The sequence below is a fragment of the Pseudonocardia xinjiangensis genome, from assembly GCF_012911925.1.
Taxonomy (GTDB): Bacteria; Actinomycetota; Actinomycetes; order Mycobacteriales; family Pseudonocardiaceae; genus Pseudonocardia; species Pseudonocardia xinjiangensis.
Window position 1 is genome coordinate 109,473 of the sequence record NZ_JAAXKY010000003.1, and the last position, 20,949, is coordinate 130,421.

General features: G+C 72.2%; 25 protein-coding genes. 9 read left to right on the plus strand and 16 right to left on the minus strand.

Annotated features, from left to right (window positions below):
* The first annotated feature begins 63 nt into the window (after window positions 1-63).
* A complete protein-coding gene (locus tag HF577_RS02370; protein ID WP_312858897.1) occupies window positions 64-819 on the plus strand; it encodes a GntR family transcriptional regulator in 756 nt (251 codons plus the stop codon).
* A gap of 109 nt (window positions 820-928) precedes the next feature.
* Here HF577_RS02370 and HF577_RS02375 read toward each other — a convergent pair whose 3' ends face one another.
* The 4 genes from HF577_RS02375 to HF577_RS02390 form a co-directional block, all read right to left on the minus strand.
* Complete coding sequence (locus HF577_RS02375) at window positions 929-1,138, minus strand: DUF3073 domain-containing protein (RefSeq protein ID WP_169394021.1); 210 nt, start codon at window positions 1,136-1,138, stop codon at window positions 929-931.
* A gap of 212 nt (window positions 1,139-1,350) precedes the next feature.
* Window positions 1,351-2,547, minus strand: coding sequence for an MFS transporter (locus HF577_RS02380; RefSeq protein WP_312858898.1), 1,197 nt, complete (start codon window positions 2,545-2,547; stop codon window positions 1,351-1,353).
* 86 nt (window positions 2,548-2,633) lie between these two features.
* Window positions 2,634-3,722, minus strand: a complete 1,089-nt coding sequence (gene ygfZ / locus HF577_RS02385) for a CAF17-like 4Fe-4S cluster assembly/insertion protein YgfZ (protein WP_169394022.1) — start codon at window positions 3,720-3,722, stop codon at window positions 2,634-2,636.
* A complete protein-coding gene (locus HF577_RS02390) occupies window positions 3,719-4,168 on the minus strand; it encodes a Fur family transcriptional regulator (protein WP_169394055.1) in 450 nt (149 codons plus the stop codon). Before HF577_RS02390 ends, ygfZ begins: the two co-directional genes overlap by 4 nt.
* Window positions 4,169-4,371: 203 nt before the next feature.
* On the opposite strand from HF577_RS02390, the gene HF577_RS02395 reads away from it, so the two are divergent.
* Both HF577_RS02395 and HF577_RS02400 read left to right on the plus strand, forming a co-directional pair.
* On the plus strand, window positions 4,372-5,817 hold the full coding sequence (locus HF577_RS02395) for a DivIVA domain-containing protein (RefSeq protein WP_169394023.1): 1,446 nt from the start codon (window positions 4,372-4,374) through the stop codon (window positions 5,815-5,817).
* A 45-nt stretch (window positions 5,818-5,862) separates the two neighbouring features.
* Window positions 5,863-6,807 (plus strand): hypothetical protein, encoded by a 945-nt coding sequence (locus HF577_RS02400; RefSeq protein ID WP_169394024.1) that lies wholly within the window; start codon window positions 5,863-5,865, stop codon window positions 6,805-6,807.
* 3 nt (window positions 6,808-6,810) lie between these two features.
* Here the strand turns inward: HF577_RS02400 and HF577_RS02405 are convergent, their stop codons facing one another.
* From HF577_RS02405 to HF577_RS02435, 9 genes are all read right to left on the minus strand, one after another.
* Window positions 6,811-7,416, minus strand: coding sequence for an FABP family protein (locus HF577_RS02405; protein ID WP_169394056.1), 606 nt, complete (start codon window positions 7,414-7,416; stop codon window positions 6,811-6,813).
* 17 nt (window positions 7,417-7,433) lie between these two features.
* Entirely contained in the window at window positions 7,434-7,565 is a 132-nt protein-coding gene (locus HF577_RS39080; RefSeq protein ID WP_281359629.1) for a hypothetical protein, read from the minus strand.
* A 103-nt stretch (window positions 7,566-7,668) separates the two neighbouring features.
* Window positions 7,669-7,971, minus strand: coding sequence for a DUF1416 domain-containing protein (locus HF577_RS02410; RefSeq protein WP_169394025.1), 303 nt, complete (start codon window positions 7,969-7,971; stop codon window positions 7,669-7,671).
* Window positions 7,971-8,810: a sulfurtransferase gene (locus HF577_RS02415; RefSeq protein ID WP_169394026.1), complete on the minus strand. Its 840-nt coding sequence runs from the start codon at window positions 8,808-8,810 to the stop codon at window positions 7,971-7,973. Before HF577_RS02415 ends, HF577_RS02410 begins: the two co-directional genes overlap by 1 nt.
* Window positions 8,807-9,271, minus strand: a complete 465-nt coding sequence (locus HF577_RS02420; protein WP_169394027.1) for a DUF4395 domain-containing protein — start codon at window positions 9,269-9,271, stop codon at window positions 8,807-8,809. The genes HF577_RS02415 and HF577_RS02420 overlap by 4 nt, the downstream gene beginning before the upstream one ends.
* 39 nt (window positions 9,272-9,310) lie before the next feature.
* Window positions 9,311-9,385 carry a putative leader peptide gene (locus HF577_RS40065; RefSeq protein WP_407692180.1) on the minus strand — a complete coding sequence of 25 codons (75 nt, stop codon included), beginning with the start codon at window positions 9,383-9,385 and terminating at the stop codon, window positions 9,311-9,313.
* 79 nt (window positions 9,386-9,464) lie between these two features.
* Window positions 9,465-9,902 (minus strand): thioredoxin family protein, encoded by a 438-nt coding sequence (locus HF577_RS02425; RefSeq protein WP_211173669.1) that lies wholly within the window; start codon window positions 9,900-9,902, stop codon window positions 9,465-9,467.
* 48 nt (window positions 9,903-9,950) lie between these two features.
* Window positions 9,951-10,730, minus strand: a complete 780-nt coding sequence (locus tag HF577_RS02430; protein ID WP_169394028.1) for an LmeA family phospholipid-binding protein — start codon at window positions 10,728-10,730, stop codon at window positions 9,951-9,953.
* A complete protein-coding gene (locus HF577_RS02435) occupies window positions 10,727-11,608 on the minus strand; it encodes an alpha/beta hydrolase family protein (protein WP_169394029.1) in 882 nt (293 codons plus the stop codon). Before HF577_RS02435 ends, HF577_RS02430 begins: the two co-directional genes overlap by 4 nt.
* 125 nt (window positions 11,609-11,733) lie before the next feature.
* On the opposite strand from HF577_RS02435, the gene HF577_RS02440 reads away from it, so the two are divergent.
* From HF577_RS02440 to pstB, 6 genes are all read left to right on the plus strand, one after another.
* Window positions 11,734-12,513 carry a winged helix-turn-helix transcriptional regulator gene (locus tag HF577_RS02440; RefSeq protein ID WP_169394030.1) on the plus strand — a complete coding sequence of 260 codons (780 nt, stop codon included), beginning with the start codon at window positions 11,734-11,736 and terminating at the stop codon, window positions 12,511-12,513.
* A 49-nt stretch (window positions 12,514-12,562) separates the two neighbouring features.
* The gene (gene mshD, locus HF577_RS02445; protein WP_407692179.1) at window positions 12,563-13,462 is read left to right on the plus strand and encodes a mycothiol synthase; all 900 of its coding nucleotides are present in this window, start codon (window positions 12,563-12,565) and stop codon (window positions 13,460-13,462) included.
* A gap of 244 nt (window positions 13,463-13,706) precedes the next feature.
* Complete coding sequence (gene pstS / locus HF577_RS02450; RefSeq protein ID WP_407692181.1) at window positions 13,707-14,816, plus strand: phosphate ABC transporter substrate-binding protein PstS; 1,110 nt, start codon at window positions 13,707-13,709, stop codon at window positions 14,814-14,816.
* A 97-nt stretch (window positions 14,817-14,913) separates the two neighbouring features.
* Window positions 14,914-15,867, plus strand: coding sequence for a phosphate ABC transporter permease subunit PstC (pstC, locus tag HF577_RS02455; protein WP_312858899.1), 954 nt, complete (start codon window positions 14,914-14,916; stop codon window positions 15,865-15,867).
* Window positions 15,867-16,952 (plus strand): phosphate ABC transporter permease PstA, encoded by a 1,086-nt coding sequence (gene pstA, locus HF577_RS02460; protein WP_169394033.1) that lies wholly within the window; start codon window positions 15,867-15,869, stop codon window positions 16,950-16,952. The genes pstC and pstA overlap by 1 nt, the downstream gene beginning before the upstream one ends.
* Window positions 16,953-16,963: 11 nt before the next feature.
* Complete coding sequence (pstB, locus tag HF577_RS02465; RefSeq protein ID WP_169394034.1) at window positions 16,964-17,743, plus strand: phosphate ABC transporter ATP-binding protein PstB; 780 nt, start codon at window positions 16,964-16,966, stop codon at window positions 17,741-17,743.
* A 24-nt stretch (window positions 17,744-17,767) separates the two neighbouring features.
* Here the strand turns inward: pstB and phoU (HF577_RS02470) are convergent, their stop codons facing one another.
* The 3 genes from phoU (HF577_RS02470) to HF577_RS02480 all read right to left on the minus strand — a co-directional run.
* A complete protein-coding gene (gene phoU / locus HF577_RS02470) occupies window positions 17,768-18,427 on the minus strand; it encodes a phosphate signaling complex protein PhoU (protein ID WP_312858900.1) in 660 nt (219 codons plus the stop codon).
* Window positions 18,428-18,486: 59 nt separating this feature from the next.
* Window positions 18,487-19,143: a phosphate signaling complex protein PhoU gene (gene phoU / locus HF577_RS02475; protein ID WP_169394035.1), complete on the minus strand. Its 657-nt coding sequence runs from the start codon at window positions 19,141-19,143 to the stop codon at window positions 18,487-18,489.
* A 74-nt stretch (window positions 19,144-19,217) separates the two neighbouring features.
* Window positions 19,218-20,949: LCP family protein (locus tag HF577_RS02480; RefSeq protein ID WP_169394036.1), on the minus strand; the 1,732-nt coding region annotated here is incomplete at its 5' end.

Consider the following 20,949-nt stretch of genomic DNA (forward strand, 5'->3'; position numbering starts at 1 on the left):
TGTACTCTGACGACCGGAACCTGTCAACACTTTGTCCTGACATAAACGACGGAGGAGTACGCCGTGGATCGTTCGGGCCCGACCGGCCTGGTCCCGGAGGTGGGGTTGGACCGCACCAGCCCGGTGCCCCTGTACTTCCAGGTGGCGAGCCGGATGCAGCAGCTCATCGAGAGCGGCGTGCTGCCGGTCGGAGGGCGGCTGGAGAACGAGGTGGAGCTGGCCGAGCGCCTGGGAGTGTCGCGGCCGACGATCCGCCGGGCCGTGCAGTACCTCGTGGAACGGGGCGTGCTCGTCCGCAAGCGCGGGGTCGGCACGCAGATCGTGCATCCGAAGGTCCGCCGCCCGGTGGAGCTCTCGAGCCTCTACGACGACCTGGCGAAGTCGGGGCAGAAGCCGCGCACGCAGGTCCGGACGCTGGAGGTGCGGCATGCGCCGGACCACGTGGCGGAGGCGCTCGGCCTCGACGAGAACGCTCAGGTCACATGGATGGAGCGACTGCGGTTCGCGGACGGCGAACCGCTCGCGATCATGCAGAACGCGGTGCCGGTGGACGTGCTGCCGCTGCGGTGCGAAGACCTCGAAGGGCGAGGGCTCTACGAGCTGCTGCGGGCGGCGGGATACGCGCCGCGAATGGCCACGCAGGTGGTGGGTGCGCGGGTCGCCACGGCGGCGGAGGCCAGCGTGCTCGAGGACGTCAGGGGTGCGCCGTTGCTCACGATGACGCGCACGGCCTGGGACGCGAGCGGCCGAGGCGTGGAGTACGGCTCGCACATCTACCGCGCGAGCCGCTACGCCTTCGAGCTGACGCTCTCCACGTGACACGAGCCGGCACTTGTGGGTGCCGGCCCGTGCTGAAGCTGTCGCGCCGTTGTGTCACCCCACGAGGGCCCGAGGCAGGTGACCCGCAGGCCCTGCCGGGCCCCCGGCGTCACCTGTAGCGACGGCTCGGGGCCTCGTCCTCGTCGTCCGCCTCCGGAGGAGCGTACGGGTCGACGTAGTCGTCTTCGGCAACACCGTTGCGGGGTGCCGTCCCACTCCCGATCTCGCGCTGCAGCGCGTCGAGATCCATGGTGGGGGAGCTGTACTTGAGCTCTCGGGCCACCTTCGTCTGCTTGGCCTTGGCTCGTCCGCGCCCCATGGCTGGTCCCCCTTACAACAGGGAAGGGGCGGCCGGATAACTCGGCGGCCCCATTCACATCTCATCAATGTCCTGGTGACCACCGTACCTTGCGGATGGGGTCGTGTGCGATGTGGCACCAGTTGTGTGACTTCACACGCTCTCTGCCGCTCGGGCGCGTCGGAGGCGGGGCGTCTGGATCAGCCGATGTCCGCAGGTGGAGGCCGTGAAGGTCAGGTGCCGGCGCTGCGCCCGGCCACCGGCTCGGCCAACCTGATCAACGCGGCGAACGCCCCCAGCGCGGCCACCGCCCCCATCCCCAGCATCGCGGGCCAGCCGGCGACCTCGGCGACGAGGCCGCCGAGCGGGGGAGCCACCGCGGCGGCCACGTAGTTGGCGGTGTTGGACACGGCCATCGCGGTGGCGGCCCGGTCAGGTGGAGCGAGCTCGCCCGCCGCGGTGAAGACGAGGCCGTTCCAGCTGATCGCCACCGCGGCGGCGGGCACCAGCACGGCGGCGAGCACGGGTGCCGGCCCCGGTTCGAGCGCCGCGGACAGCGCGAACCCGACGGCCGCCGCGACGGCGACGACCCGCAGGGGCCCGAGCCTGCTCGACACGCGGTCGGACCAGAACCCGTTCCCGAGCCGCCCCAGCGCGCCGAGCACCTGGGTGAGCGCGAGCAGCCCGCTGGACAGGCCGAGGGGGAGCCCCGCACCCTCGTGCAGCACCTCGACGAGGAAGACCGAGCCGAGGAACTGCGGGACGACCAGCAGCAGGCCCGCGAGGCTCAGCCGCAGCAGCCGCCGGTCCGCCAGCACGGTCATGACCCCGGTGGCCGGCCGGGTGCCGCGGGCGGGCCGGCCCGGTGGCTCGCGAACCCAGATCGCCACCGCGGCCGCGGCGAGCAGGCAGGTGGCGGCGAGCGTCAGGAACACGGCCGGGATCCCGCCCGCGGTGGCGATCGCCGGCAGGGCCGCGGCCGCGAGGGCCGCCCCGACCGGTACGGACGTCTGGCGGACGGCCATCGCCATCCCCCGGCGTCCGGACGGGAACCAGGTGAGCACCGCCCGGCCGCTGGCCGCGTTCACGCTCGCGCCGGATGCGCCCGCGAGGACCAGGAGGGCGCCTGCGGCGAGCGGGGTGTGGACGAACGCCGTCCCGGCCAGCGCCGCGGCCGCCCCGACCAGCCCGACGCTCATCACCCCGCGCTCGCCGAACCGGTCGGCCGCCCCGCCCCAGGCGATCAGCGTGAGGACGAGGCCGACGGAGATCGCTCCGATCAGGGTACCGACGGCGGCCAGCCCGAGCCCGAAGTAGTCACGCAGTGCCGGCGTGACGGCGGAGAGCCCGAGGAAGTAGGCGGCTGTGGCGGCCTGGGCCACGGTGCCCACCGCGAGCACCACCCATCGATACCCGGGGCCCCTCAGCACGCGATCGACCGTACGTGGTCATCCCGAAGGGCAGGAGCGCCGTCCCGAGATGTGGACTGTGGGACGGAGCACGCGGCGGCGCGGGCTCAGCCGCGCAGCCCGCCCCGCATCTGGGCGGCGCGACCGGGAGGAGGGGCGTCGTCCTCCGGCGGCACCGAGGACGGGTCGACCGCAGCGGGCGCCACGCGGTCCTCGGCGCCGGCCACCAGCTCGGCGTCCACCGGCACGGACCGCTTGAGCAGCGCCAGCGCCACCGGGCCCAGCTCGTGGTGCAGGGCCACCGTGCCGACCCGGCCGACGGGCCTGCCGTCGCGCAGCACCGGGTCGCCCGGCAGCGGCAGGCGCTCGTCGCCGCCGTCGAGGTGCAGCAGCACCAGCCGGCGCGGGGGACGGCCGAGGTTGGCCACCCGCGCGACCGTCTCCTGCCCGCGGTAGCAGCCCTTCGTCAGGTGCACGGCCGAGCCGATCCAGCCCACCTCGTGCGGGATGGTGCGGTCGTCGGTGTCGACGTGCAGCCGGGGCCGCAGGGACTCCACGCGCATCGCCTCGAAGGCCATCGTGCCCGCCGGACGTGCGCCGGCCGCCGTCAGGCGCTCCCACCAGGCGGCCTGCGCCTCCCGGGGGACGAGCAGGTCGACGGCGTCGGTGCCCGGCCACGTCATCCGACGCGCCACCCCGCCGTCGGGCAGGGCCAGCGCCCCGTGCGGTGCGGCGGGCACCGCGCAGCCCGCCTTCGCGAGCACGTCCGCCGTGGCCGGGCCGACGATGCTCAGCACCGCGAGCTCGTCCGTGGCGTCCCGCGGTTCGACCTTCGACCAGAACACCATCTTCTGCAGGTAGCCGAGCAGCTCGGGGACGTCGCCGGGCTCCGTGTCGAGGTACACGGTGTCCTGGGCGTGGGCGACCACCATGTGGTGGAGCACGCGGCCGTTGATGTCGAGGATGAGCGCTTCGGTGCCGGTGTCGGACGGCAGCTCGCTGACGTGCTGGCTCAGCAGCAGGTGCAGCCAGCTCAGCCGGTCCTCACCGGTGACGGCGATGACGCCGCGGTGCCCGCGGTCGACGACGGCGGCGGTGCGTGCCATCGCCCGCTGCTCGGCCAGCGGGTCACCCCGGTGGGCGGGCACCTGCGGGTCGGAGTCGGCGCCGGGGAGCGTCTGGTCCGTGCTGGTCATGACAGCTCCTCTGGCGTGGTCTCGCGGCAGGTGCTGCACATTCCGGACAGGGCTACATGGGAGGGGTCGAGCTCGAAGCCGATGTCGCTGCGCAGCCGGCGGGTCAGCCCGTCCATCAGGTCGGTGGCGGCCTCGGTGACGGTGCCACAGGAATGGCAGACCAGGTGGACGTGCTGGTGTTCCTGCTCCGAGTAGGTGGGGGCGCCGTGTCCGAGATGGGTGTGGCGCACGAGTCCGATGCGCTCCATCAGGTCCAGCGTGCGGTAGATCGTGGTGATGTTGACCGCAGGTGCGGCCCGCTGCACCTCGGTGCAGATCTGCTCCGGGGTGGCGTGGCCGAGGGTGCGGACGGCGTCGAGGACCAGCTGCCGCTGCGGGGTCATCCGTAGGCCCCGTTGGTGCAGCGTCCGGCGCAGCGCCGATGATCCGCCAGCAGGATCGAGCATCGACGGAGTGTCCACCGGTTCGATGGTAGGCCGTCGGGAGGTCCCTGTCCGGGTGCCCGTCCGGCGGCCGCCCACGAGCCACCGACGGGGTCAACTCTCCCCTATCGGTATGCTCCGTCAGGGTGAACGACCAGGTTCGGTCGCGAAGATCTACCTACCCTCGGCGAAATGCAGGGTGACCATACGCTCGGGAGGGGCCGACGATGACGACTGACCCGGGCGTGTCCGGCGCCCCACGGTTCGACGTCGTCCTCCGGGGATACGACCGCCGGCAGGTCGACGAGCACGTGGCTCGTCTCCAGCGGGCGGTCGCCAGGATGCGGGCCGATCTCGAGCTGGCGCGCAGCCAGCCGCTCCCGGTCGTCTCGTCCCCCTCCGGCGGTCCGCCGGGGCAGGCCCCGCCCGGTGCGCGGCCCCGGCCCACTCCACGTCCGCGGCCCGGCGGCGGCCCGATGCCGCACGGCGAGTCGCCCGACATGATCGGGAACTTCACCGACCGGATGCAGAGCATTCTGCAGGCCGCCGAGGAAGAGGCCGCGGAGATCCGCAAGAAGGCCAGGGTCGCCGCCCGCGCCGAGGAGGACAAGGTCCGGGCCCAGCTCGCCGACCTGGTGCGTCAGCGCGACGCGCTCGTCGCCGAGCTCACGCGCATGCGCGGCCAGCTCGAGGGCATGCTCGCGGCGCCCACCGCCCGCATCACGCTGCCGCCCCGCGACGGTGCCCCGCCCGCCGCCCGGCCGCGGGACACCGCCGCACCGGGCTCGTCCCAGCAGCCCCCGGCGTCCTCCGCGTCCGCTCCTGCCGCACCGCCTTCCGCCGGCGCCCCTCGCGGGGCGGCCGCACCCTCGGGCGGGCAGGCCGCCCGCAGCGGTGACGGTCCCGGCGGCCACGGCCCGAGGCCCGGCGCCCCCGCCGCCGACGGAGCGCAGGGCGGCTCGGCTCGTCCGGCCCAGGGCGCGCCCGCACGTTCCCCGTCCGGTTCGTCCGGGGGTGCGCCGGTCGGATCGGCCCGCGCCGACATCCTCCAGACCCTCCCCCCGCCGTCGAAGGTCGTCCCGCCGGGCGATCCGACCGGGGCCGTTCCCCATGTCGCAGGCGACCCGCGCGCAGGCGACCGCAGCTCTGTCTCGTCATCCGGCAAGCCGGCCGCCCACCGGCTGCCCTCCGGTGGCTACCAGGCGGTCGGTGCGGCGGCGGGCGAGCAGTCCGGATCGATGCGTCCGACCACGGAACCCGAACCGCAGCCCAGCGAGCTGTTCCGTCCCCCCGCCGGGGGCCGCGAGGACGAGCCGCGCACCAGCGCGGTGCCGCACGCGGCCCGCTCCGGCCCCGCTCCGGCAGCCGAGCGCACCACGGTCGTGCCCACCGTGCGGCCCGCCGACAAGTCCGGTCCGAGTGCCGGCAGCGATAAATCCGCCCGGAAACCGGTCCCTCCGGACTCAACCGTCAAGGTGAATTCGGTAAGGCCGCCGAGCGGCTCGGATGCGGGCAGGCCGGCCCCGCCTCCCGGCCCCGGTCAGGGCCGTTCCGAGCAGAAGAATGCGCCGTCAGACGAGGTGAATGACGGTCGACGCGGTGAGCGCGGGCCAGGTGCCGGGGGCGGTTCCGACCGCTCGGGTCGCTCCGCCTCGCCGTCACGTTCGGGTTGATTTCGATTGCGCACAGTTAGCTGAATTCGCGTACGGTCCGCATCCATGCAGCTGCCCCTGACGACGAACGGGCTGGTCCCGGTGGGTGTGGGCGTCGTGGTCGCCCTCGCTCTCGTCCTCCTGATCGTGTTCGCAATGAGACGCAGGCGCCCGGTGGGCGCCGCCCCACACCTCCGGGATCGCGGCATGCGCGACTGGACAGGACTGGAACCCCACCACGTCCTGGCCCCGCCGCCGCCCCCGGCGATGCCCGCGGTCCAGTGGTCCACCGGCCTCGCCGCGCCGTCGGCCCACCAGGACGCTCCGGTGCGTGGGTGGGGGGACGCGGCGCCGAAGGGCTACCCGGACTCCGCCTCCACCACCGGCAGTGCCGCCACCACCGGCAGCGGGGCGTCCGGCGGGTCGCCCGGCGAGGCGTACCCGGTCGCCGGACCGGGCACGCCCGCGGCGCCGCCCTCCACCCCGGCCGGCAACAACCACACCGTGCGGCCGTTGCTCAGCTCACTCGACGCTGCGTCGCGCAGCGGGCTGGGCTCCCGGTCCAACGCGGCCGACTCCACCGGATCCGGCCGTACGGTGGCAGCGGCGGTGGCGCAGGCGTTCGCCGTTCGGGCGGCGGCCGTCCGAAGTGGTCGCCTGGAGCAGATTCCGGGCACATCCGAGCGGAACGGGTCTGCTGCTCTCTCCACCCCGCCGACTGCGGTCCCGCCGAGTTCCGACCCGCCCGCGGCGAGCGCTGCGGTGCCCGCACAGCCGTCCACCGCGCAGGCCGACGTCCGCGACCGGCTGCTGGCCGTGCTGCTCGACGATCCGGCACGGGCGGTCGGTGCCACCGCCGAGCTGGAGGCGTGCCGCAGCCGGCTCCAGGACGTGCTGCACCGGCTCGCCGCCAGCGGTCTGCGCCCGGAGCAGCTCGCGCGTCTCGTCGAGCTCCCGGTCGAGGAGGTACGCACGATCCTCGCGTCAGCTGCCGGTTCCCCCGCCCACTAGGGCTCAGCCGGCGATCCGGCTCAGCCGGGCCGAGAGGTGGGGCTGCAGGGGCTGGCCCTCCATCGCCCGCTCGTCGACGTAGGCCAGGTCCCCGCCCTCGACGAGCCCGTACAGCCGATGCGACGCCGTCACCTCCTTGGCGGAAGCCGTGCGCACTATCGCGTCGGCCTCGATCTCCCAGGACGTCAGGTTCCGGGCGCGGCCGTAGAAGATCTCGCTGATCCCGGTGGCGTGGGTGATGAGCACCTCGAGCTCCCCGTCGGGCTGAGGACGCCAGAAGCCGGTCTCCCGCGCTGCGGGCCGCAGCACCTCGCCGTCCGGACCGAGCAGCCACGCCCTGGACTCGTAGGACAGGAACGGACGCCCGTCGTGGGCGAACACGATCTGCTGCCCGTAGGCGTACGGGCCGTCGATCGTCGGGTAGACGACCTCGCCAGCACCGCGCCACACCCCGACCAGGGGGAGCAGGCCGAGGCACTGCTCGTGCAGGTCGGGGCCTTCCCGGAGGTTCGCGGTGTCGTCCGGGACCGGGAGGTCCTCGAAACGGGGCCGGTTGCGCTGCGGTGAGTCGGGCGCTGCGTTCGCAGGCCCGGTGATCTGGCCGGGCAGCTCGGCCTCCGGGCCTGTCACGGGGTGACCTCCCGGGTGACGTCAGGGGTGCCCGGTTCCGTCGTGAAGAGCCGCCGGAGCAGGTAGCCGGTGAACGCCGCGATGCCCGCGCTGGTCACGATCAGCAGGCCTGAGAAGAACCAGTTCACGGGCGGGCAGCCTAGTCCGTGCGCTGTCCGGTGCCGGGCGTGGCACGGGAAGGCCCCGTGCGCCATGACGCGGCGCACGGGGCCTGCCGGCAACTCGCTGGTCCTACGACGCCACCGCGACCTCGGCCTGGTGCAGGCCAGGGCCGTCGGCACTGAGCACGGTCTCGCCGTTGCCCGCACGGGACAGTGCGCGCAGCGTCCAGGTGCCGGGCGCTGCGAAGAACCGGAAGTCCCCGACTGCCGACGCCACGACCTCGGCGGTGAACTCACCCGTCCCGTCGAGCAGGCGGACGAACGCTCCGGGCACGGGCAGACCGTCGGCGACCACCCGCCCGGCGAGCACGGTCTCCTTGGTCAGGTCGGTACCGGGCGGCAGTGCGACCGCCTGGTCGGGCGCTCCGCACATCAGCGGCTCACCTCCAGCTCGATCGGGACGCCGACGAGGGAGCCGTACTCGACCCAGCTGCCGTCGTAGTTCTTGACGTCGCTCCGGCCGAGCAGTTCGTGCAGCACCACCCAGGTGTGCGAGCTGCGCTCGCCGATGCGGCAGTAGGCGATCGTCGCCTTGCCCTCGTCGAAGCCGGCCTCGCCGTAGAGCGCCGTGAGCTCCTCATCGGACTTGAATGTGCCGTCCTCGTTGGCCGCCTTGCTCCACGGGATGTTGATCGCGGAGGGCACGTGGCCGCGCCGCTGCGACTGCTCCTGCGGCAGGTGGGCGGGCGCCAGGATCTTGCCGGAGAACTCGTCGGGCGAGCGCACGTCGACCAGGTTCTTCGTGCCGATCGAGTCGACGACCTCGTCACGGAAGGCCCGGATGCTGAGGTCCGGCTCCTGCGCCGTGTAGGTGGTGGCGCTGCGCTCGGCGACGTCGGAGGTGAGGGGGCGCCCGTCGAGCTCCCACTTCTTGCGGCCGCCGTCGAGCAGCTTGACGTTCTGGTGGCCGTAGAGCTTGAACTCCCAGTACGCGTAGGCCGCGAACCAGTTGTTGTTGCCCCCGTAGAGGACGACGGTGTCGTCGGTGCCGACACCCTTGGCCGACAGGAGCTGCTCGAACTGCTCCTTGGTGACGATGTCGCGTCGCACCGGGTCCTGGAGATCGGTGGTCCAGTTGATCTTGACGGCACCGGGGAGGTGACCACCGTCGTAGGCGGTGGTGTCCTCGTCGACCTCGAGGAAGACGATCCCGTCGGTCCCGAGGTTCTTCTCGGCCCAGTCTGCTGTGACCAGGACGTCCTGACGGCTCATGCGGTGGCTCCCTGTTGGTTGTTCTTCCGGAAACGGGCGATCACTGCGTACAGCTCGCAGCCCAGGCAGAAGCCGAAGGCGGCGTTGAGGAAGGCGGCGGCCAGTGCGAAGGCGGTGGCGACGATGCCGAGGCCGGTGAGACCGGCGAGGTAACCGACAGTACCTATGACGGCGAACACGAGGCCGACGGTTTGCGAGAACCGCACCGGGGCGGCCTCTTCCCGCTCGGTGGGCGGTCTGAGCCGCGGCGCGACCAGTACCCGGAACAGCACCGCGTAGGGCGAGAACCGGAGGCCGGCGATCGAGCCGAGCGCGAACACGAGCGCCTGTGCGCCGAGCAGCCAGCCGCTACCGCTGACGAGCACCAGAGCGAGAACGAGAGTGGTGAGTGCCGCCGAGAAGCGGACGCCGCGCGGATCGACGGGCGGATCGCGGCGCGCGGGGGCGGCGGGCGTGGACATGGGGATGCTCCTGAGGACGGGTGCGAGGGGACGCGGATCTCAGGAGGTGCGACAGAGGCAGCTACCGACGCGGCACAGGTCGACTGCGCGTCGTCGGGTCAGCGGCCAGCACACGGGGGCGAGGGTAACCGAGGATTGCTGCTTTCGGGAGCGGGGTGTAGCTGCACAAATCGTCCGCGTGGCGGGAAGCCGCTCACGCCGACCCCGTGCCGGTCAGGCGGGGTGCGATCGCAGCCTCCAGTTCGGGGAGCCGGGGCACGCCCGAGATGCGGAGCAGCTCCGCCCCGTCACGGGTGAAGGCGACGACCGTCGGTGTCCGCATCACCGAGAGCTCGCGGGCGACGTCGGGCCGTTCGGCGACGTCGATCTCGAGGTGCACCACGCCGGGGCGGCGGGCGGAGAGGTCCGTCAGCAGCTCCGCGGTGCGGCGGCACGGCGTGCACACGGGGGAGGACAGCTGCAGCAACAGGACCCGGTCCGAGGCGGCGGGGGCGGTGCCGGCGAGCGCCCATCCGCCGGACGCGGCGCCGCCGGTGCGCATCCGGCCGGCGCGGGCCCGCACCACCAGCCCCACCGCCGTGGCGAGCGCCAGCGTGCCCACCAGAACCAGGAGACCGGGGTCACTGATCATGCCGGTGGCAACGCGACGGGGGCGCGGTGTACTCCCGGGTCGTCCGGATCAGGACGGTGTCGGGGCACCGAGGGTGAGGTTACGGGCCTCGCCGCTGATCTCGAGCTGCCCGTTGTTGGCCCGCAGCGCGGTGGGGGTGACCTGCAACGGGAGCGAACCGGGATCGATGCGCACCGTGAACAGCTGCTGCAGTGTCCGCTGGATCGCCTGCGGGACGGGCTGGTTGTCGTCGCCGAGCCGGATGTCCTGCGGGACGATCTGCGCCTGGCCGCCGTCGAGCTGCAGCTCAGCGATGACCGACACCGGCGTCTCCTGGCCCAGGAACGATCCGGTGCCCGAGAGCCGGGCGACGTTGTCGGGATCGAGCCGCGTGAGCGCCGGGTCGCCGCCGTCCTCGACGGCCTGCTGCAACGCCTCGTCGTCGACCGTGTCGATCCGGAGGTCCTTGATGCCCGGCACGAGCCGTTCCACGTCGGTGGCCGACACGCTCACCGTGCCCTCGGCGTTGCCCACCTGCAGTGTCTTCGGGCCGGAGCCCAGCAGCATCGACAGCGGCGCCGTGACGTTGCGGAGCTGCGCCGAGACGTCGAGCTCCTGCAGCTGTCCGACGCGGATCCGGGTCGCGTCGACGTCGATGCTGCGGTAGTGGCCGGACAGTGCCTGCGTGAGGAACGGGAAGCCGTTGATCCGGACCGACGGGTCGTCCACGAGCCCGATCTGCTGCCGCATCTGCCGTGACACGGCCGACTCGGCAAGGGCGGCGGACCCGTAGTCGACGGCCACGAGCAGCCCGACCAGCACGAGCAGCCCGATGACCACGCGCTTCATCCGACCTCCGACCCTGGTGCCCGGCGCTCTGCCGGGGTGCGGGGTCCGACCGTAGAGCCGCCGCCGTTGGTGCGTTCGCCCGGGATGGCACTCGACGCGGCGGCGAGCGCCCACAGGGCGATGCGCTCGGCGAGTTCGGGGCCGGTTCCGCTCTCGCCGTGGCCCTCGCCCGGCTCGGTCCACAGCTGTGCGTGGCCGCCCGACGCCGCGGCCAGGGCTTCCGGGTGCGCCGCCGAGAAGTAGTGGTCACCGGCGAAGTGGACGAGCAGCAGCGGCACCGGCGCCACCGCCGCGACGACCTCCACCGGTGAGGGCGGGACCACGTCCCACGCCGAGTCAAGGCGAACACCGAGCAGGCGGGCGACGGCGCGGCCGTGCGGCTGCTCCAGCAGCCAGTGCACCCGGCGCATCGCAGGTGTCTCGCGGGAGTACCAGCGTGCGGGGCCGCTGACGGCGACCACTGCGTCGGGACGGACCGTGCCTGCTGTGGCCTGGCGCAGCGCCACCGCCGCACCCAGGGAGAAGCCGACCGTGGCCACCCGGGAGTAGCCGGCGTCCCGGGCCCACCGCACGGCTGCGTCGAGGTCGAGCAGCTCCCGGTCGCCCACGGTGGTGCGCCCGCCCGAGCGACCGTGCCCCCGCATGTCGAGGGCGACCACCGGCGCCTGGCCGCTGAGGGCCTCCAGAACCACACGGGTGACGGGGAGGCGCGTGTGATGGGTGAACCCGTGACACACGGCGAGTGCGGTGTCCCCGCCGGGTCCTGGGAGGTGCATTCCGGAGAGTGAGACGCCGTCCAAGGTCGTTACGTTCAGCGCACGGTGCGTGACCTGCGCCGCGCCGCTCTTCCGATCGGCCCTCACGCAGTTATCCTGCATCGATCCGCGTGGTGTGTTCCGACCGGGTCACGCGGGTGTGAACGGTGCGTCAGCGTCGCCCGCCGTGATCGGACGAGGGGCGCCGCACCGGCGCCTCGGCTCCCGGTGTGGAAAGGAGGCACCACGTGGAACTCCTTCTGCTGACCGCCGATCCCGATCCGGGATCCGTGCTGCCGGCCCTGACATTGCTCCCCCACGGGGTCCGCACGGCGGCGCCCGAGGTGGCCGCGCTGCTGGACGCCGGCCCGCACGACGCCGTACTGGTCGACGCACGCACCGACCTCGTGGCGGCCCGCAGCCTGTGCCGCCTGCTGGGCAGCACCGGCATGGACGTGCCGGTGATCGCGGTGCTCACCGAGGGTGGCCTGGTGGCGGTGTCGGGCGAGTGGGTCGTCGACGAGATACTCCTGCCCGGTGCCGGTCCGGCCGAGGTGGACGCGCGGCTGCGGCTGCTCAAGTCCCGCCCGGGCGGCGACGCAGGCCGCGACGGCGGCGCGCTGGTGCTCGGCGAGCTGGTGATCGACGAGGCCACGTACGCGGCGCGCCTGCGCGGCAGGCTCCTCGAGCTCACCTACAAGGAGTTCGAGCTGCTCAAGTACCTCGCGCAGCACGCCGGCCGGGTCTTCACCCGCGCTCAGCTCCTCCAGGAGGTGTGGGGCTACGACTTCTTCGGCGGCACCCGGACCGTCGACGTGCACGTGCGGCGGCTGCGCGCCAAGCTCGGCACGGAGCACGAGCAGATGATCGGCACCGTGCGCAACGTCGGCTACAAGTTCGTCCGGCCCAGCCGAGGTCACCTCGGGTCAGCCCCGGTCGGCATCGTCGACGACGATGGTGGCGGCGACGATGGCGAGGAGACCGACCGGGCCAACGGCCGCGTCAACGGTGTCGCCGGACTGGTGTGATCAGCAGCTCCGCGTCCCGCACGAGGGGGGCGGGGGTAGCGTCGCACCCGTGACCGAGCTGTCATGGCGTGCCGGGTTGGACCAGCCCACGATCGACGAGGTCACGGCCCTCGCGGCCGCGGCCACCACGGCCGACGGCACAGCGCCGCTCGGCGAGCACGTGCTCCTGCACCTGTCCGACGACACGGCCGTCCACCTGCTCGCGCGGGATCCCGACGGCGTCCTCGTGGGGTTCGCCCAGCTGGACCAGGCCGACCCGCAGGACGGCGGCGTCGCCGAGCTGACGGTCGATCCCGGGCACCGCCGGGCCGGCCTCGGCACGCGCATCGTCGAGGAGCTCCTGAAGCGCACGGAGGACGGGCACCTCCGGGTCTGGGCCCACGGGCAGCATCCGGGAGCGGTGGCCCTCGCCGCGCGCCTCGGTTTCACCCCGGCCCGGGTGCTCTGGCAGATGCACCGGAACCTGCTCACCCCCGTCGCCGAGCCCGAGCTGCCCGCCGGGGTGCGGTTGCGCTCCTTCGTGGTCGGTGCCGACGAGGCCGAGTTCCTGCGCGTCAACAACGCGGCGTTCGACTGGCACCCCGAGCAGGGTGGCTGGGGCCTCGAGCAGATCGCGACGCGCGAGGCCGAGCCCTGGTTCGACCCGGCGGGCTTCCTGCTGGCGGTCGACGAGTCGGACCGGCTGCTCGGCTACCACTGGACGAAGGTGCACGAACCGGGCGAGCACGGGCCCGAGCCGATCGGTGAGGTGTACGTGCTGGGCGTCGACCCGGCGGCGTGGGGGAAGCGGCTGGGCGCGGCGCTCACCCTCGCCGGGCTGCAGTACCTGAGGGACCGCGGCCTGGGCGCGGTGATGCTCTACGTCGAGGCTGACAACACTGCGGCCGTCCGGGTGTACGAACGCCTCGGGTTCACCCTGTCGGGCACCGACGTTTCTTACGCCCGGTGACAAGCGTTCACCGCGTGGCAACCATTGTGGCCGCGGGCACGATCACGTCTCCGCAGGTCACAGCAAGATCACGGTGGCCGTTTGAGCGATTGATGACCTATCGCCTTTAAGCTGTTCATTCCGCGTTTACCTGATCGGGGGAGTGTGTCCACCCCGCTTACCTACCGTCGCTGACGTACGGCCACCCCGAGCCGTACGTCCCCGTTCAACGGGAACTCATGACGGAGGAACACAGGTGAAGACCGTGCGGCACGGAGCTCGTGCCCGAATCGCCGCGGTGGGCATCGCCGCCAGCGGCGCCCTGCTCATCGCCGGCTGTGGAGCGTCCAACGAGTCGGCTCCGGCGGGCGATGCTGGCGGGTCGGCTGCGCCGAGCGTCTCCGGAACGATCGCCGGTGCCGGCGCCAGCTCGCAGCAGGCTGCCCAGGAGGCGTGGATCGCCACCTTTACGGGCCAGAACGCCGACGCGAACATCACGTACGACCCCAGTGGATCGGGCGCGGGACGCACCCAGTTCCTCGGTGGTGGCGTCGCCTTCGCCGGTAGCGACGCCTACCTCAAGCCGGAGGAGGTCACCCAGGCCAACACCCGCTGCAAGAGCGACGTCGTCGAGGTGCCGGCCTACGTCTCGCCGATCGCGATCATCTACAACATCGCAGGCGTCAGCAACCTGCAGCTCGCCCCGGCCACCATCGCGCAGATCTTCGACCGGAAGATCACCAAGTGGAACGACCCGGCGATCGCCGCCGACAACCCCGGTGTCACGCTGCCCGACCTCGCGATCACCCCGGTCAACCGGTCGGACAAGTCCGGCACCACGCAGAACTTCGCCGACTACCTGAAGACCGCTGCCGGCACGTCGTGGCCGTACGACGTCAGCGACAGCTGGCCCGTGCAGGGCGGGGAGGCCGCCCAGGGCACCTCGGGTGTCGTCGGCGCGGTGAAGGCCGGCAACGGCGCGATCGGGTACGCCGACGAGAGCCAGGCCCGCGACCTGGGCCAGGCGAAGGTCAAGGTGGGCTCGGAGTACGTCGGACCCACCCCCGAGGCCGCCGCAGCCGTGCTCGAGGCCTCTCCGCGGGTCGAGGGCCAGGGCCCGTCCGTCTTCGCCTACAAGCTCGCCCGCGACACCTCCGCGTCGGGCACCTACCCGGTGGTGCTGGTGTCCTACCTGCTGGCCTGCTCCAAGTACCCGGACGCCCCCACGGCGGACCTGGTCAAGGCCTACCTCAACTACGTGGTCAGCTCCGACGGTCAGTCCGTCGCCGCCGACAAGGCAGGAGCCGCTCCGCTCAGCGACTCGCTGCGTAGTCAGATCACCCCGGCCATCAACGCCATCGCCGCCGGATCTTGAGCTCTTCGTCACCTAGCCGCCGGGACCGGGCGATTGTCACGATGACAATCGTCCGGTCCCGCCGGTGTGTTCCTGCCCCACCCGTAGAGGGGATGCCGTGACCACGACCACCGAGAAGGTCATCGCGAAGGCGCCACCGAAACCGGTGCTGCAGCTGGGTGACCGAATCTTCGCCGGCTCCGCGAAGGGCGCCGGGATCCTCATCCTCGTGGTGCTCGCCGGCGTCGCCGCGTTCCTCATCGCGCAGGCGATGCCCGCCATCGTCGCGTCGCCCGCCGACCTCCCCGGCGGGAAGACCCTTGTCGCGTACATCGCCCCGCTGGTGTTCGGGACGATCCTCGCCGCGCTGATCGCGCTCCTGATCGCCACCCCGCTCGCGGTGGCGGTCGCCCTGTTCATCACCCACTACGCGCCGCGCAGGCTCGCTCAGGGCCTCGGCTACCTGATCGACCTGCTCGCCGCCGTGCCGAGCATCGTCTACGGCCTGTGGGGCGTCGCGGTGCTCGCGCCCGCCACCCTCGGGCTCTCCACGTGGCTCAACACCTACCTCGGGTGGCTGCCCTTCTTCGCCGGCCCGGTGTCGGTCACCGGACGCACGATGCTGGTGGTCGGGGTCACCCTCGCGGTCATGATCCTCCCGATCATCACCGCGGTGGCCCGCGAGGTGTTCCTGCAGACCCCCAAGCTCCACGAGGAGGCGGCCCTCGCGCTGGGCGCCACCCGCTGGGAGATGATCCGGATGGCCGTGCTGCCGTTCGGCCGCTCGGGGATCATCAGCGGCGCGATGCTCGGGCTCGGCCGCGCACTCGGCGAGACGATGGCGGTGGCGATCATCCTCTCCGCGTCCGGCGCCGTCACGTTCAACCTGATCAGCTCGGACAACCCGTCGACGATCGCCGGCAACATCGCGCTGCAGTTCCCCGACTCCACCGGCCTGGCCGTCAACACGCTCATCGCGTCCGGTCTCGTGCTGTTCGTGATCACCCTGCTGGTCAACGCGCTCGCCCGCTACATCATCAACCGACGCCGCGAGTTCTCGGGGGCCAACTGATGTCCATCGACACCGAGCGCCAGCAGAGCGGCGCAGAGGTCACCGCCCCACCGGTCCCGTCCCTCGTCCGCGCCGAACTCCCGACGTGGGCGCCGTGGGCGGTGCTGGGTGGGTCGTTCGTCGTCATCGGTGCCCTGCTCGCGGCCACCGGTGGGTTCAGCATCGGCATGCTCGTGGTCGCGTCGGCGGTCGTCTACGCCGTGGCCACCTACGTGCTGTCCCGGGTCGTCGAGGGCGGCCGCAAGGCCGCCGACCGTCTCGTCACCATCGTGGTCACGCTGGCCTTCCTCATCGCGCTCGCGCCCCTGGTCTCCGTGGTCGTCACGGTGGTGGGCAACGGCCTCGCCCGGTTCGACGTCGAGTTCTTCAACTCCTCCATGCGCGGGGTCATCGGGGCGGGCGGCGGTGGCTACCACGCCATCGTCGGAACGCTGATCATCACGGCGCTGGCCGCCGTCATGTCGATCCCCGTCGGCCTGCTCACCGCCGTCTACCTGGTGGAGTACGGCAAGGGCAGGCTCGCCAGGGCGATCACCTTCTTCGTCGACGTCATGACCGGCATCCCGTCGATCGTGGCCGGCCTGTTCGCGTTCGCGCTGTTCGCGCTGTTCTTCGGACCGGGTGTCCGGCTCGGCTTCGCCGGGTCCGTGGCGTTGAGCGTGCTGATGATCCCGGTGGTCGTACGGGCCACCGAGGAGATGCTCAAGATCGTGCCCAACGAGCTGCGGGAGGCGGCGTTCGCGCTCGGCACCCCGAAGTGGCGCACGATCATGAAGGTGGTCATCCCCACCTCGATCGCCGGCATCGCCTCGGGCGTCACGCTCGCGATCGCCCGCGTCATCGGCGAGACGGCGCCGCTGCTGATCGTGGCCGGCCTCACCACCGGCCTGAACTTCAACCCGTTCGAAGGGCGGATGGCCACGCTGCCGGTGTTCGCCTACACCTCGTACGCGGCGCCGGGCGTCCCCCGCGAGCCCTACCTGGACAGGGCGTGGACCGCCGCGCTCGTCCTGATCATCATCGTGCTGGTGCTGAACCTCGTGGCGCGGCTGATCGCCCGCCTGTTCGCCCCCAAGACCCGATAAGAGGAGCAACAGTGGGCAAAGCGATCGACGCCAAGAACCTGAACATCTACTACGGCTCCTTCCTCGCCGTCGAGGGCGTCTCCATGTCCATCCGCCCGCAGACGGTCACCGCGCTGATCGGCCCGTCCGGCTGCGGGAAGTCGACCTTCCTGCGGTCGATCAACCGGATGCACGAGGTGATCCCGGGCGCCCGCGTCGAGGGCAGGCTGGAGCTCGACGGGAAGGACCTCTACGGGCCCGGCATCGACCCCGTCGGGGTGCGCCGCCAGATCGGCATGGTCTTCCAGCGGCCCAATCCGTTCCCCACGATGTCGATCTACGACAACGTGATCGCGGGCCAGCGGCTGAACAACAAGAAGATGAAGAAGGACGCCACCGACACGCTCGTCGAGCAGTCGCTGCGTGGCGCCAACCTGTGGAACGAGGTGAAGGACCGCCTCGACAAGCCCGGTTCGGGCCTGTCCGGCGGCCAGCAGCAGCGCCTGTGCATCGCGCGAGCCATCGCGGTGCAGCCCGACGTGCTGCTGATGGACGAGCCGTGCTCGGCGCTCGACCCGATCTCGACGCTCGCGATCGAGGATCTGATCAACGAGCTCAAGATGGACTACACGATCGTCATCGTCACCCACAACATGCAGCAGGCCGCCCGGGTCAGCGACTACACGGGGTTCTTCAACATCGAGGGCACCGGCAAGCCGGGGCACCTCGTGGAGATGGACGAGACGAAGACGATCTTCTCCCAGCCGAAGGAGAAGGCCACCGAGGACTACGTGTCGGGCCGGTTCGGCTGATCGCCGCGGCGGGACCGGGCGCGCTCAGATCGGGATCGCGTCCGGTTCCTCGCCGGTGACCGCATAGACGGTCTGGTTGGCAACCACCACCGCGTGGTCGGCGAACCGCTCGTAGTACCGGGCCAGCAGCGTGACGTCGACGGCCACCGGCACGCCGTGCGGCCACGACGGGTCCATCAGCACGGTGAACATGTGCCGGTGCAGCACGTCCATCGCGTCGTCGTCGGCGTCGAGCTCCACGGCCAGCAGCACGTTGCGGGAGCGCACCACCTCGGCGGCCTTGAGCGCGAGCTGCACCGCGAGCGCTCCCATGCGGGTGAAGTCGTCCCGGACCTCGGGGGGCAGTGCCGGCTGTGGGTGCCGCATGCACACCACCTGCGCGACGTGCAGCGCGAGGTCGCCCATCCGCTCGATGTCGCTCGAGGCGCGGATGGCCGACACCACGGTCCGCAGATCACCCGCGACGGGTGAGTGGAACAGCAGGGCGTCCGTGGCGACCTCCTCGACCCGCGCCCGCAGGACGTCGATCGCCTCGTCGCCCGCGATCACCCGCTCGGCGAGGCGCACCCGCTGGTCGAGCATTGCCGCGGTGGCGTGGTTCAGGGCTCCCGCCGCCGCCGTGCACATCCGGCCCAGCAGCTCCGACAGCTCGAAGAGCAGCTGCGGCAGGGGCAGAGGAGGCACAACGGAAGAGTAGGGCCTTCCGGGCGGGGCATAGATGAACGAGTGGTGAAGCAGGACCGTCAGACTGTCAGAGGTCCGGGCATCCGGCCGGTGACGACGTAGACGATCCGGCGGGCGACGGCCACGGCGTGGTCGGCGTAGCGCTCGTAGAAGCGCGCCAGCAGCGTGATGTCGACGGCCGGCCCGACGCCGTGGCTCCAGTTGCGGTCCATCAGCACCGAGAAGATGTGCCGGTGCAGGTCGTCCATCGCGTCGTCGTCGCTCTCGAGCTGCGCCGCGGTGGACAGGTCGCGGCTGCGGATCACATCGCCGGCCTTCAGCGCCAGCGCGACCCCGACCCGGCCCATCTCCGCGAAGTACGGCGCGACCTCGGCGGGAAGCACCGGCTGCGGGTGGCGGCGCCGGGCGGCCTGGGCCACGTGCAGGGCGAGGTCGCCCATCCGCTCGATGTCGCCCGCCCCGTGGATGGCCGAGACCACGATCCGGAGGTCGGTGGCCACCGGCGCCTGCAGCGCGAGCAGGGCGAAAGCCCGCTCCTCCGCCGTGGCACGCAGGTCGTCCACCCTGATGTCCTCGGAGATCACCTCTTCGGCGAGCTGGAGATCGCACTCCAGCAACGCACGGGTGGCCTTCTGCATCGCGTCGGCGACCTGGGTGCACATGCCCGCCAGTGCCTCGGCAAGTTCGTCGAGCTGCTCCTGGTAGGCATCACGCATACACCGAGGGTAGAGGTGAGTCGGACATTTGGCTCTATGAGCAGGTGAACCGATGGTGAACGGCGTTCGCCGAATCACGGGCATGTAGCGGTGGCCGCGGTGACGGCCGGCCCGTCGGCCTGCAGGGCGACCGGCTCGGCCGGTGCCCGGACGACGTCGTCGAACGAGCGGCCCAGCACGAGCTGCAGCTCGCCGGAGGTGCCCGGGTCCGGGACCGACGTCGCCGAGGGAACGGTGCTCGCGAGCAGAGCGGCGGCCGCAGCCTGGTCCGGGGAGAAGCGGATCACGGTCTGCGGGGTCGGCTGATCGGCGTTGCCGACGTCACCGACGCTGAACCCGAGCGAGCCCAGCGTCTCCCCGACCTGGGTCGCGAGGCCCGACTTGTCCGACGCGTTGAGCACCGAGACCTTGACGTCGGCAGGCGAGGGTCCGGTGCTCGCGGCGTCGGGGTCGCGGGCCTGCTCGGGCAGTGGGGTGTCCTCCCGCAGCGCGGTGAACAGCTGTGCGGCGTCGGTGTCGCGGAGAACGGACCGGCCGGGGCTGTTGGGGTCGCTCGCCGTGGGTGCGACCGCGAACTGGACCCCCTCGGCGTCCAGCTTGTGCAGTGAGGTGGCCAGCGCCAGCACCTCGTCGATTCCCGCGCCGTCGGTGACGACGGCCTTGCCGAGCGCGGGCCGCAGCGCGGCGAGCCGGGAGACGTCGAGCAGGCCGGCCCCGGCCACGGCCTTGGTCAGCACCGAGGCGAGCAGCTGCTGCTGGCGTTCGATCCGTCCGGAGTCCGAGGAGGGGTCACCCTGCACGTCCGCCGCGCGCGCGAAGTCGGCGGCGCGCACGCCCTCGAGGGTGGCGGTCCCGGCATCGGGCACCACCGGTCCGAGCACGCCGTCCACCACCGGCCTGGTGACACAGACGTTCGCGCCACCCACCGCGTCCGCCATCGCGCCGAGGGAGTCCAGGTCGACGCCGACGTACTTGGTGATCGCCAGCCCGGTCAGCTGCTGCACGACCCGGGTGACGCACCGGGGCCCTCCGACGTCGAGCGCCGAGAGCAGGTGCGTCCTCGCCTCGGCCCGCTCGGTCTCGTCGAGATAGGAGGCGGAGCCGGCGTCCCAGCGCTCGCACGGGGGCCGGTTGATCTCGAGGTTGTTCGGGATCGACAGCACGGCGAGCGGGCCACCGCCCGCCGGGATGTGCGCGACGGTGACGGTGTCGGCGCCGCCCCCGGTCGCTTCGGGGACAGCTCCGGGGGCGGCCCCGGCTGCCGCGGTGGCCGCGGTGTCGCCGTCGGACGCGACGATCAGCACGTTCTGGTCGCCCTGCTGGGCCTCCGCGTCGACGACCGAGCTCGACTCGGGGTCCAGTGCCGCCGCGTTGCGGATGGAGGACTCGAGCCAGCCCTTCGTGCCCCAGCCGACCGAGGTCGTCGCGAACACCAGCAGTGCGGCCACCCCGGCCAGCACCCGGCTCACCGTGATGCGGGGGCGGCGTCTCGCCACCACCTTCGGCTCCGGCTCCTCCTCGCCGTCACGCGCAGGCAGGGAGAGCCCGGCATGGGCGGCGGTGAGCCTGGTCAGGGTCTCGTCGATGTGCGAGGCCCGGTTCCCCGTCTCGGAGTCCCGGTCGGCCCGGCGAGCGCGCTCGGCCTTCTCGCTGCGGTCCAGCGCCCGGCTCGACCCGGTCGCGGACGAGGAGGGGCGGACCCGGGTGGTGCCCTGGTCGACACCGGGATCGGAGATCGGGCCGCTGGTGTCGGGGTCGACCCGCGGGGTGGCGGCGCGGACCCGGGTGGTGGCCTCGGTGGTGGGT